The following is a 12,241-nucleotide window of genomic DNA, read 5'->3' on the forward strand; positions in this document are numbered from 1 at the left end:
TATTGAGTCGTGGATGTCGCGGGCGATCCGCTCGCGATCTTCGATGAGGGCAAGGTGACGGATGCGTCGCTGCATGCGCGATGTGTTGACGGCGGATCCAGCGATCACGGCGAGTCCTTCGACGAGTACTTGGTCTTCTTCCGTGAAGCCGCCGTCCTTCTCGGTGAGGTACAAGTTCCCGAAGACTTGGCTGCCGGCACGGATCGGAACTCCGAGGAACGCTTGCATGGGAGGATGGTCAGCGGGCCAACCAGAGCTGTCCGGGTGCTCGCTGATGTTGGCAATCCTGACTGTTTTCGCGGTGCGCGTGATGGTTCCCAGGACCCCCACCCCGGATGGGGGTTTCCCGATCTTGTCGGCTACCTTGGGACTTACCCCGATTTGGAGGAACTCAATGAGTGCCCCGTCGCGTCCGATGACGCCGAGGGCACCGTACTTCGCACCCGAAACTTGCATCCCTGTTTCGATGACCTGGCGTAATAGCTCCGTAAGATCAGTATGCGACATTGCAGCGGCGGCGCCCCTGACGAGGTTGAAAAACTTTTCCTGGCGGAGGAATTCCTGTGGCATGGGTACAGGATACTCCGCTTGTTCCTGGGGCCCCCATCGGTGTTTGCCCTAGGGGCATTTGGCCCTGTGGGATTTGGCAACGCAGGGAGTAGCCTGAACCCATGACAGAGAAACCGCCAGTTCGGGTGCTACTTGTAGACGACCATGAGGTGGTGCGCAAGGGGTTACGTGCACTTCTCGAAGCGGCGGGCGGATTCGATGTTGTGTCAGAGGCGGGTTCGGTGGTCGAAGCGGTCCGCCGGGTCGGTTATGACTCTCCCGAAGTCGTCGTAATGGACGTCCGGCTTCCCGACGGATCAGGTATCGATGCCTGCCGAGAAATCCGCAAGAGATGGCCCGACGTCAAAGTTCTGATACTGACCTCCTACGCGGATGAAGAGGCGCTTGTCGGCGCAATCCAAGCAGGGGCTTCCGGATACGTTCTGAAACGGATCCGTGCTGATGAGTTAGCGGAGAGTATCCAGCGTGTTGCTGCAGGAGAGTCTCTCCTCGACCCAATAATGACCGAGCGACTGTTCACAAGAATTCGCGGCGGCAATTCTGACCCGCTGCTGGCGCGGCTCTCTCCTCAGGAGCGGCGCACTCTCGATCTTATCGCTGCGGGGATGACGAACAAGCAGATCGCCAAACAGATGTTCCTCGCTGAGAAGACGGTAAAGAACTATGTATCAAACATGCTCTCCAAACTTGGGATGAGCCGTCGCAGCGAGGCAGCAGCATACGCTGCCCGCCTCTCTGTGGGATCCCAAGTTCGCTACCCCACCGAAACGTGGGGCGAAGAGCAGCCCTAAGAGGATGACACCCGCCAGTACTTGATGTAATGACCACGAATGTCCTGACGATCGGCCCCGACGAGCCATCAAAGGCAGCCGCTCGGATTATGATTGCCAAAGGTGTTAGCGGGCTCCCTGTTGTTGACAGCGATAACAACGTCATCGGTATCGTGACCGAGGCGGACTTCGTTGTTCAGATAGCCGCGCGTAGCGTTGTTCAACAACATCGCTTTTTCGGTACCGGTAAGTCTCGGAAACGCATTGACATCGTGCGCGATATGATGACTGCTACGCCTGTTGTTATCACGAGTGACGCTCGGATCGCCGATGCGGCACAGGTCATGAACGATCGCCGCGTTAAGCGCCTTCCTGTCGTGTCAAGTGACGGCGCGCTGATCGGCATAATCTCACGGGCCGATATCGTTGGGGCTTACGCACGACCAGACGAAGTCATTGAAGACGCGGTCAGGCAAGATGTTATCAAACGTATTCTCATGATTGATCCGGATGAGCTTGACGTTTCGGTCGTTGAAGGTGTCGTGTCAGTGGCCGGGCGAGTTGACACGCGAAGTGACGCGCAACTGTTAGAAGAACTGACCTTACGCATTGAGGGTGTCGTTGTTGCTGACATCAACGTTGAATGGCGACACGGCGAATCGATCGTGTAACGATCTCACCACAGTGGGTAGGTGGGACTCCCAGAGGTTCGCCGGGTGTCCCGCGGCGGCACCCTATGGCGGAGGTGTTCTGGGTCCAATTCGGCTCGCTGGATCTCTTGGAGGTGGGTCACGGGCAAAATGACCAAGCGTACGTTGGGACGAGCCGAAGCGACGCGGAGCATTCTGGCGCCGCCGCACGTGGAATCGGTCCACCCGACCCGTCTGCGGCTATCACCCGCTGCTGCCGGTGAGATACTTTCGGATGATTTCGAGATGAGCAGAATCATTGGGGCGAGAGACGATGTTCTTCTAGGTCACCACGGTGTCGGGCGGGGCGAACGGGAGGCCGTCGATCATGTTCGCCCGGGATATGAGATCGGGGGCGTCGACATCGCCGTACGCCCCGCCCAGTACCGAGCGTGATGGTGCCGTCTTCAATGGAGATGATGTACACGCCCTCCGTCTCGAGAAATGAGAGCTTCCCGAACCGTCTCGCCCGATCCCAGGTCTCGGGTAGGCAAATGATATCGAGATCATTCTCAAGCGGGATGATCCCCCGAGCAATCATCGGTCCCGACCCAAAAATCACCCACGTTCCGGCTAGCAGTTGAAGCTCCCTGACACGTTCGAAGAGAGGATGGTCGAGGCGGTGATCCATGTGGCAGCCTACCGCTGGGTCGCGCGCCGATGGCGCCCAGGGATGTTGCATCTTGGCCGACGCGCCTCTTGTCGATATGGCATAAATGTGGCATAGTTATGCCATGGCAAGGATACGAGTGAGTACGACAGTGGATGAAGAGTTGCTGAGTGACGCGCGGGAACTCCGGTTGGGGTTGAATGATGCGGCATTGCTTGACGAAGCACTTGCGGCGTTGCTCGCGGTGCACCGGGCGACTCAGATCGACGCCGCTTACGCCGCCTATGATCGGCAACCGCTCGATCAGGCAGACGAGTGGGGCGATCTCGTTTCGTTTCGTGATGCTGCGGCCGGGTCGTGAAGGGCCTTCCGCAACGCGGCGAAATCTGGTGGTGCGACCTTCCGGATATAGCTCGTCGCCCAGTTGTCGTGCTGTCACGGGATGCGGCAATTCCGAGACTTCGACGTGCCATGATCGCCCCTTGCACTACAAACATTCGTGGGCTTCCGAGTGAAGTTGTGCTCGAGCCAGGTGAGGATCCGATTCCGCTGCGATCTGCGGTGAATCTGGACTCCCTAGAAAGTGTCGCTGTCGGTACTCTCACAGATCGGCTCGGCCGTCTCGGTAGCGACCGGATGCGCGAGGTTTGTGCAGCTCTAGCTATTGCTGTGGACTGCCAACCCTGAGACGGTCTGGTTTCTGTTTCGTCAGATGAAGGCTGGCCCTTGTCCGTCGCTGCCGGTGGTGGGTGATGAGGCGGTAGCGAGGTCTGGTATGCCCTCGCTACCGGCAACACCGAACATACGTTCGACTAGGCTGTTCGGATGGCACGGTATGCGGAACTGCATTGTCATACGAATTTCTCGTTTCTTGACGGGGCTTCCCACCCGGCCGAGTTGGTGCATCGCGCCGCAGAACTGGGTTATGAGTCCTTGGCCATCACCGACCACGACGGGTTTCGTGGAGTTGTCAAGATGCACGCCGCCGCTGTGCAGATCGGGCTTCCGATTGTGTACGGCACGGAGATCGGTCTCCCACGCAACCGGGATGAGCAGCCCCGCAAACCAAAAACGAAGCGCCACCCCAAGGAGATCCCGTTTCGGCGCCGTGGTCGTAACAAACGGATGCATGGTTCTAAACCGACGTCCAAGGCTCCAACCGATCATCTAATTCTGCTCGCCCCCGACCCCGACGGGTATGTTGCGATCTCCCGTTTTGTCACCCAGGGGCAGTTCAACGGGAAGAAAGATGAACCAAGGTACACATTCTCAGACCTCGAGTCCGCTGCGCGACACGGCAATCTTGTCGCGCTTACCGGCTGCCACGACGGTGCGGTCCCCAGAGCGGCACAGCGGGGTGATATCGTCGGGGCCGTTCGGGCAGCGCAGATTCTCAAAGGCATCTTCGACGACCGGTTGTACATTGAACTGTCGCACCACGGTATGCCGGAGGACGACATCCGCAACGAGATCCTCGCCGAAGTGGCGCTCCGACTTGGCCTTGCAACGGTTGCGACAAACAATGTGCACTACGGCTATCGATCCGAGGCCAAGATCGCCGACGTTCTCTCGGCTATTGGAGGGCGCCGCAACCTCGACGAGGCTGACGGGTATCGCACGGCAAGCGACCTGCGTTATCTTCGTTCACCCGAGGAGATGGTTGCCCGGTTTGCCCGCTATCCGGGGGCAGTTGAACGAGCCGCCGACCTGGGGCGCGACCTGGCATTCGACCTCACGCTGATTGCCCCCGAACTCCCCGATTTTCCGATGCCGGGATCGTTCACCACGGAGGACGAATACCTCCGTCACCTTGTGATGGAGGGTGCCAAGGAGGTGTATCCAGGTCTCGACGGTGGTATCGCCCCGAATGCGATGCAACGGATGGAGCATGAACTTGGTGTTATCGAAGAGCTCGGATTTGCAGGTTTTTTTCTCGTTGCATGGGACATCGTGCGGTTCGCCCGCTCCAAGGATATCTACTGCCAGATCCGTGGTTCGGGTGCCGATGCAGCGATCTGCCGGTGCATCGGCCTCACCCGTGTTGACCCGATTCGACTCAATCTGCCGTTCGAACGGTTCCTCTCATCAGAACGGGGTCGCCCGCCTGACATCGACATTGACTTTGAAGCCGATCGCCGCGAGGAAGTGATCCAGTACTGCTACCAGCGGTACGGTCGTGAACGCGCCGCAATGGTGTCGAACGTGATCACCTACCGCGCCAAGTCCGTGCTTCAGGACGTTGGTAAGTCGTTTGGTCTCACCCAGGCACAGGTGAACGGTCTCACCAGGTATCTCGACCATCGCAGCGCCAAGGAGTTACGTGACGTGGTGGATCTCCCCGAGGGATTGACTGCTGATTTCATTTACGACTTCTGCAAACGGCTCGACGGGTTTCCTCGCCATCTCGGCATCCACTCTGGGGGGATGGTGGTTGCGCACCGTCCGCTGTGGGAGATGGTGCCGATGGAGTGGGGGCGCATGGAGGACCGTACCGTACTCCAGTGGGACAAGGACGACTGCGCCGCGATGGGGATCGTGAAGTTTGACCTGCTCTCCCTTGGTGCGCTCAACGCTTTGCATCTCACGGTTGATGCGATTCGCGACGTCCACGGTGTCGACATTGATTTGGCAACCATCCCCCAGGAACCGGTTATTTACGACATGTTGACCAAGGCGGATACCGTCGGTATTTTCCAGATCGAATCTCGTGCCCAGATGGCAACCCTGCCAAAGATGAAACCGCGTACCTTCTATGACCTTGCCATTGAGGTGGCATTGATCAGGCCAGGTCCGATCCAAGGCAACTCGGTGCACCCGTTTCTGCGCCGCCGCAACGGTGAGGAACCCGTGCGGTATCCCCACCCAAAGACAGAGCCGATCCTTCGCAAAACCCTGGGTGTCCCCGTGTTCCAAGAGCAGTTGATGGAGATCGTCAGAGTGTGTGCCGGGTTCACACCGGGCCAATCCGACAGGTTACGCCAGGCAATGACACACAAGCGGTCCGACGAAGCAATGGAGAAACTCCGTGACGAGGTGTACGAGGGGATGACGGCCAACGGGATTACCGGTGCGAGTGCCGACGAAATCTGGGAGAAGCTTCAGGGGTTTGCATCGTTCGGTTTCCCCGAGAGTCACTCAGTGTCCTTTGCGTATATTGTGTATGCGGCGTCGTGGTTGAAGTACCACTGGCCGACCGAGTTCTTTATGGGTCTGTTGAATGCTCAGCCGATGGGGTTCTACTCACCAAACTCGCTGATGCAGGATGCCATGCATCACGGTGTGGTCATGTTGCCACCCGATGTGAACGAGTCATGGTTCGATTGCACCGTCGAGCCCTTTCACGCCGAAACGGACGATATTGCGCAGTATTTGGGGATGTCGTGGCGGCGGGGAAGAGGGGCGCTCGACGACCCGATTCGGCTCGCCAGTGCTTTACGAATCGGGTTGCGGTACGTCAAGAACCTGGGGGATGCCGAGATCACCAGGGTTGAGGCTGCACGGATTATTGGCGGGCCGTTTGCCTCACCGGAGGACCTTGCCCAACGCACCGGTCTCAACGAGTCGGCGCTCGAAGCGCTCGCTGCATCGGGTGCCATGGTGTCGCTTGGGGTTGAGCGCCGTGAGGCCATTTGGGCAGCCGGGGCGCTCGGTCGTCTGGGGCCGGACAAGCTGGCTTTGATCGAAGGAGTCGAAGCCCCGAAGCTGAAACCCATGAACCCGGTTGAGGAGATGCAGGCCGATCTTTGGTCGACCGGGATTTCGCCGTATCACCCTGTGGCCTTCATCAGGGACCGGCTCAAGAATATTGGCTGCCTCACTGTTGAAACCACGCTGAACCAGCGCCGCAACCAGAAGGTCGTCAAGGTTGGTGGCATGATCACTCACCGGCAGCGCCCGTCAACCGCAGCCGGGGTGCGGTTTATCAACCTCGAAGACGAGACAGGGCTGCTGAATGTTGTTGTGTTGCCACCGGTGTGGGATGCGAATTATGAGGTCGCCCGCAAGTCGATCGGTGTCGTGATTGAGGGGCGGCTCGAATATCGCGATGGGGTGACGAATTTGGTAGCCCAACATTTCACCGAATGGCCGCTGGAGGCTGCAGTACCCCGAAGCCGCGACTTCCGATAACCCACACTCTGGATTCTGGCGCTTTCTCCGACCGTATACGGTCGTATTTAGCGCCAGAATCCGAAATTAGATGCCGGGGAGGCGGAAGTTTCCGGCTGTGAACAGTCTTGGGTGCAGAACGAACGTGACGGAGCCGCGGGCCTGCGGGGCATCGGTCCAACGATTGATAGCTAGATCAATTCCGACTGCGGTTGCAGTCTTGACTTGTACGGCACCGCCGGTGAGCAGGAACACAAGTTGGCCCCAGGTGGGCTGGTGGCCAACGACCATGAGGGTGTCTACTTCGGTTGGCGCGGTGGCGATCACAGCGAGTGCGGTATAAACCGTTGCACCGTACAATTCGTCGGAGATTGTGATCGATGCGTCCCACGAGCCGACCGAAGCCGCAACTTCGGTCGTGGTTCTGGCCCTCGTCGCCGACGACGTAATGACATGTTGTGGCGCCTGCCCCATCTTTGCGAGCGCAACACCCATGATGCGCGCCGAGCGAAAACCGCGTCGGTTGAGCGGCCTCTCATGATCTGGAGTATTGGTCTCCCAATCTGACTTCGCGTGTCGCATAACGATCAGCCGTTTCATGACACCAGCCGTTCCATCACGTAGTCGAGCGCCTGCGTGGTGCGTTCGATGTCTGCCGGCTCGATGCCGGGGAAACAAGCGATACGAAGCTGGTTGCGTCCGAGTTTTCGGTAGCCACCGATATCGAGAATCCCATTGGCCCGACAGATAGCAACGATGTCGTCCGCGTCGATGCGGTCGTCGATATCGAGCGTGACGACGGTCGGTGAGCGGAACGCCGGTTCAACGAACGGCGTGACAAGATCGTGCGAATCGGCCCAGGAGTACAGGGTTCCCGACGACGTCAGGGAGCGTTCCGCAGCCCATGTGAGTCCACCGTTGTTGAGCATCCACCGGAGTTGCTCGTTAAGTAACCAAAGCGTCGAGATCGCGGGCGTGTTGTACGTCTGATCCTTACGCGAGTTGTCGATCGCTGTTTTGAGTGACAGCGACGCCGGGATCCAGCGGCCAGTGTCAGCGAGATCCGAGATCCGCTCGATCGCACTCGGGGAGCACAGGGCAAGCCACAGACCCCCTTCTGAGCCAAACGCCTTTTGTGGTGAGAAGTAGTAGACATCCACCGCTTCAGTGTCGAACGGAATCGCCCCTGCTGCGGATGTCCCGTCAACCACAGTGATGCCGCCACCTTCTGGTCGCACAAGTGGACACATGACACCGGTCGACGTCTCGTTGTGTATCAGACAGTACGTGTCGACCGAGGCGTCCGCTTGTGGTGGTGCCCCCTGACCAGGAGCAACCTCGATGACCGCAGGCTCGTCAAGATGTGGCGCCGCAGCGGCAGCGGCGAAGAACTTGCTGGAGAACTCTCCGCAGACCACGTGTTGGCTCTTGTTGTGAATGAGACCGACGACCGCTGCATCCCAAAACGATGTCGCGCCACCGATACCAAGGATTACCTCGTACCCGCCGGGGAGGTTGTAAAGGTCCGCGAGCCTGCTGCGGATTGACCCGACAAGCCGTTTGACAGGGGGTTGCCGGTGCGATGTTCCGAGAACGGCACTTCCCTCAGTGGCGAGAGAGTCCAGCGCCGGGCCCCTGATCAGCGATGGCCCGGAGCCGAGGCGGCCGTCCTGTGGGATGAGATCGGTGGGGATCACAATGTCGGGAAGTTGTTGCATGCTCAAAATTCGGTAGGGTGGCGGCGTCACACAAACGCGGGCCGCATCGGCCCGTTCGCCAGGAGATTAATCCACCATGACGCGTGCAGAATCAGGTCTTTCGAAACGGGTTCTCGCAATCACCGAGTCTGTAACGCTCGCGATCACGGCCAAGGCAAGGCAGCTGCGAGCTGAAGGCCTCGACGTGATTGGCTTTGGTGCCGGCGAACCCGATTTTGCAACGCCCGCTGACATCGTCGAGGCCGCCGTTGCGGCAGCTCGCGACCCTGTGAATCACAAATACTCGCCAGCAGCAGGATTGCCGGCGCTTCGAGAGGCAGTCGCTGCGAAGACGTTGCGCGACTCAGGGTACGACGTGCGACCCGACCAGGTCATCATCACAAACGGAGGCAAGTACGCCGTCTATGTTACTTGTCAGGCGCTACTCGACGATGGTGACGAGGTGCTGCTTCCATCTCCGTACTGGGTGACATACCCCGAGTCGGTGAAACTAGCCGGCGGTGTGCCGGTCGATGTCGCATCCGATCTCGGCAGCGGGTTCAAGGTCACCGTCGAACAGCTCGAGGCAGCACGCACTGAACGCACCAAGATGCTGATCTTCGTCTCGCCATCGAACCCCACTGGCGCCGTCTACACCCGCGACGAGATTGTTGCGATCGGGGAGTGGGCGCTTGAACACGACATCTGGGTGATGACCGACGAGATCTATGAACACCTCGTGTACGGCGACAGTGAGTTCCACTCGCTCCCAGTGGTCGTGCCCGAGATGGCAGATCGAAGTGTTGTCGTGAACGGGGTCGCTAAGACATATGCCATGACTGGTTGGCGGGTTGGGTGGCTTATTGCCCCATCCCACGTCGCCAAGGCTGCGGGCACGCAGGTCAGCCACGCGACGTCCAACGTCGCCAACGTCAGCCAGCGGGCTGCGCTCGCCGCGGTCAGCGGGTCGCTCGACGCCGTCACCGAGATGCGAACCGCGTTCGACCGCCGCCGTCTCACCATGACGCGCATGCTTCGAGATATCGAAGGTGTCGAATGCCTCGAGCCCGCCGGTGCGTTCTATGCGTTCCCGCGGGTAAAGGAACTCCTGAACAGAATGGAAATCTCGACAACGCTTGACCTGGCAGCCCGCTTGTTGGAAGATGCCCAGATTGCCGTTGTCCCTGGCGAGGCCTTTGGCGCCCCCGGGTATCTACGTTTCAGCTTTGCGCTCGGAGACAAAGACCTCGAAGAAGGCCTCCATCGGTTCCAGCAGTTCTCTCGCTCGGACTCGTAGTAGACCGAACTGTCCTTAAGCAACGCCGTCCATGAGCTCTAGTGCTGTGTCGATGTGCTGGTCGTCTTGATAGACACCGAAACCGAATCGGAGTCGGTCTGAGCGGACGTCGGTGATGAGCCCACGGGTGCGGTAGACCTCGTGGAGGCGCTGGGCATTGGGCAGCGAAAAGGTCAGGAATCGTGCGCGGACGCCGGGCCAAGCGGGCAATAGTTGTGACGGGTCAAGCGGAGTCTCGATACCTGCAAGGCCTGTCACGAATCTCCGTTGGAGTTGTTGCGAGTGCGCCAGCATGTCAGCAACCGTGACCCCCTCGTCTGACAGCATGCGCATCACAGCGTTGAGGCGGTACAAACCCGAAGGGTCAAACGTGGACCCGAACATTCTCGAGCCGTCCGTTGCGTAACCAACACCATGTTGCGTGTCGGCAAGCGAGCCGAACCCGGCGTACCAGCCCGTCATCACCGGGCGTTCAATCAACCCGGGAGGGCTGTGCAGAAAACACGCTCCTTCACCCGCCATTGCGTACTTGTATCCACCGGCAAGGTAGAACGCCCGGTCGGCGATGTCTGACAGGTCAGTCGGGATGGCCATGAAACCGTGGTATCCATCGATCACGACAATCGTTTCGCCGGTTGGTGCCGCGTCGACGAGGGTACGAAGATCGTCGTTGATGTGACCGGAGTTGAAAAACACATGGCTGACAAACATCAGATCGGGCCGGGTCGCCGCCGCGGCTTCGCTCCATCGTTGTGCGAATGATTCAAACGGTTCGGCGGGGACTGTATGGACCTTGGCAACACCCGCCTCTGCCCATCGGGTGGCCTGTCGGTTCATCGAATGAAACTCGGCATCGGTGGTCAGCAGCGCGAACCCGTGTGGCAGGCTTGAAGCGATGCGCACGATGAACTCGTGGGTATTTGGCGCAAAGGCGATCGTTGTCGGATCGGGCAGACGAAGATGACCGGCTATGTGACGCTGTGCCTCTGGGAGGACAGTTCCGAGGATGTGACCCCATTTGTTATCGGCCATCTCGATCGAGTCGCCCCAGTATTGGTCGTGCGCCTCACCGGTGACGTCGGGCCACAGATGATGCGAGTGGGCGGCCATGTGGTGTCCCTCAGCGGCGAGGGCACGTGTGAATCTATGGGCCAGCATCAGGACGTGCTTCGCAGGGTCGGTCGAGTCACTGCGTTGATCGCTGCGGTTACAAGCGCTGCCGTGAGCGCCGAATCGGGCGCGGTGAGTGTTGCGAGCGCGCTGAAATGGTCACCGCCGGCGAGCACTTCGGTCGTGAGTCCGCAGGCAGCACCCCATTTCTCGGCGAGGATCTGCTGTTGGTCGAGGAAACCACTCGGTTCTTCTGATCCCACGAACGCGGCGACTGCGGTCGGGCCCATCGGTGGTTTTCTTGACGGACTCCACCGGAGGGCATCGTCTTCAGTCATACCGAGCGTCTCATTTAACGGAATCTTCGTGATGGGTGAGAGATCGTATAGCCCGCTCAAGAGGACCGCATCGGTTGATACGCCTTCCGAGACGACCGATGCCGCGAGGTGGCCACCAGCCGAGTGGCCGAACATTGCCACCGGGTAACCGAGCGTGTCAGCGATGATGTTGGCGGCGTCAATCGTGTGATCGATGGCGTCGCCGATCGAGAATTCGGGACATAACCCATAGGGGACAAATCCAACAGCGACGTCGCACGCGAGAGCACCGGCTGCGAGGTGACTGATGTTCGTTGGTGCGCCCCGAACCCAGTACCCACCGTGGACCATCGCAACCGCGCCCTTGACTTGTCCTTCGGGGATGAAGATGTCAATTGCGCGACCCAACGTTCCAACCGGGGAAAACTGCGGCGGGTGAGCAGCCCTGAATGCCGACGCCTCGGCGTCCATCACCTCGATCAATTGTGGAATATTCGGGTGTGGGATCGAGAGATCGTAGGCGTGTTCGGTCATCGATGGGTCAGCCGCTGTGGTTGGCAAGCAGGTACTCGACAGCTTGTCTGTAACCGGGCACCCCTTGCCCGACGATCGAGTGAACACACGCTTGCGCAGTGAAAGAGGTTGCGCGCCACTCCTCACGCTCGTAGATGTCTGAGATGTGGACTTCGACCGTTGGAAGTTCGATCGCTTCGATTGCATCCTGGAGGGCGCGAGAAGTGTGACTTAGGGCGCCGAAATTGACGACAACGCCGTCATAACGACCGATGGCATCGTGGAGGGCATCGATGAGCGCCCCTTCGTGGTTTGATTGGAAACACACCACCTCGGCCCCAAGCTTCTCACCGGCTTCGATGAGGTCGACCTCAAGTTCGGCGAGAGTGATCGAGCCGTACACGTCGGGGCGTCGGGACCCTAGCAGGTTCAGATTCGGCCCGTTGATCACCAAGATGCGCATCGTCGACCTCGTTCGTTCTGATCCGGCAGCGTAGCCGATTTTCGCGTTCTCAAGAAAATGTCACGATGCCCTCCATTGACTCGGGGTGAACCGGTCAC

General features: G+C 59.4%; 13 protein-coding genes. 7 read left to right on the forward strand and 6 right to left on the reverse strand.

From position 1 onward, the window contains the following. Positions 1-570, reverse strand: a 570-nt coding sequence (locus tag IIC71_05115) for a GAF domain-containing protein (protein MCH7668571.1), incomplete at its 3' end; no start/stop codon positions are given. A gap of 101 nt (positions 571-671) precedes the next feature. Here IIC71_05115 and IIC71_05120 point away from each other — a divergent pair. The 6 genes from IIC71_05120 to IIC71_05145 all read left to right on the forward strand — a co-directional run bounded on the left by IIC71_05120 (position 672) and on the right by IIC71_05145 (position 6,767). Then, positions 672-1,361, forward strand: coding sequence for a response regulator transcription factor (locus tag IIC71_05120; GenBank protein MCH7668572.1), 690 nt, complete (start codon positions 672-674; stop codon positions 1,359-1,361). Between the two features lie 29 nt (positions 1,362-1,390). Continuing rightward, on the forward strand, positions 1,391-2,011 hold the full coding sequence (locus tag IIC71_05125; protein MCH7668573.1) for a CBS domain-containing protein: 621 nt from the start codon (positions 1,391-1,393) through the stop codon (positions 2,009-2,011). 264 nt (positions 2,012-2,275) lie between these two features. Continuing rightward, the gene (locus IIC71_05130; protein MCH7668574.1) at positions 2,276-2,425 is read left to right on the forward strand and encodes a hypothetical protein; all 150 of its coding nucleotides are present in this window, start codon (positions 2,276-2,278) and stop codon (positions 2,423-2,425) included. Between the two features lie 338 nt (positions 2,426-2,763). Beyond that, positions 2,764-3,000, forward strand: coding sequence for an antitoxin MazE5 (locus IIC71_05135; protein ID MCH7668575.1), 237 nt, complete (start codon positions 2,764-2,766; stop codon positions 2,998-3,000). Continuing rightward, a complete protein-coding gene (locus IIC71_05140) occupies positions 2,997-3,326 on the forward strand; it encodes a type II toxin-antitoxin system PemK/MazF family toxin (protein ID MCH7668576.1) in 330 nt (109 codons plus the stop codon). The genes IIC71_05135 and IIC71_05140 overlap by 4 nt, the downstream gene beginning before the upstream one ends. A gap of 138 nt (positions 3,327-3,464) precedes the next feature. Further along, complete coding sequence (locus tag IIC71_05145) at positions 3,465-6,767, forward strand: error-prone DNA polymerase (protein ID MCH7668577.1); 3,303 nt, start codon at positions 3,465-3,467, stop codon at positions 6,765-6,767. Between the two features lie 66 nt (positions 6,768-6,833). Here the strand turns inward: IIC71_05145 and IIC71_05150 are convergent, their stop codons facing one another. Together IIC71_05150 and IIC71_05155 are read right to left on the reverse strand one after the other, a co-directional pair. Further along, positions 6,834-7,346 (reverse strand): histidine phosphatase family protein, encoded by a 513-nt coding sequence (locus tag IIC71_05150; GenBank protein ID MCH7668578.1) that lies wholly within the window; start codon positions 7,344-7,346, stop codon positions 6,834-6,836. Continuing rightward, a complete protein-coding gene (locus IIC71_05155; protein ID MCH7668579.1) occupies positions 7,343-8,464 on the reverse strand; it encodes a phosphoserine transaminase in 1,122 nt (373 codons plus the stop codon). Before IIC71_05155 ends, IIC71_05150 begins: the two co-directional genes overlap by 4 nt. A gap of 76 nt (positions 8,465-8,540) precedes the next feature. On the opposite strand from IIC71_05155, the gene IIC71_05160 reads away from it, so the two are divergent. Further along, the gene (locus IIC71_05160; protein MCH7668580.1) at positions 8,541-9,740 is read left to right on the forward strand and encodes a pyridoxal phosphate-dependent aminotransferase; all 1,200 of its coding nucleotides are present in this window, start codon (positions 8,541-8,543) and stop codon (positions 9,738-9,740) included. 15 nt (positions 9,741-9,755) lie between these two features. Here IIC71_05160 and IIC71_05165 read toward each other — a convergent pair whose 3' ends face one another. The 3 genes from IIC71_05165 to aroQ are packed head-to-tail and all read right to left on the reverse strand — an operon-like array spanning position 9,756 to position 12,143. Continuing rightward, on the reverse strand, positions 9,756-10,898 hold the full coding sequence (locus tag IIC71_05165; protein ID MCH7668581.1) for an aminotransferase class V-fold PLP-dependent enzyme: 1,143 nt from the start codon (positions 10,896-10,898) through the stop codon (positions 9,756-9,758). Next, on the reverse strand, positions 10,898-11,728 hold the full coding sequence (locus IIC71_05170) for an alpha/beta hydrolase (GenBank protein ID MCH7668582.1): 831 nt from the start codon (positions 11,726-11,728) through the stop codon (positions 10,898-10,900). The genes IIC71_05165 and IIC71_05170 overlap by 1 nt, the downstream gene beginning before the upstream one ends. After that, a complete protein-coding gene (aroQ, locus tag IIC71_05175) occupies positions 11,709-12,143 on the reverse strand; it encodes a type II 3-dehydroquinate dehydratase (GenBank protein MCH7668583.1) in 435 nt (144 codons plus the stop codon). The genes IIC71_05170 and aroQ overlap by 20 nt, the downstream gene beginning before the upstream one ends. Positions 12,144-12,241: the final 98 nt, after the last annotated feature.

The organism is Acidobacteriota bacterium, assembly GCA_022562055.1.
GTDB lineage: Bacteria > Actinomycetota > Acidimicrobiia > Spongiisociales > UBA5794 > BMS3BBIN02.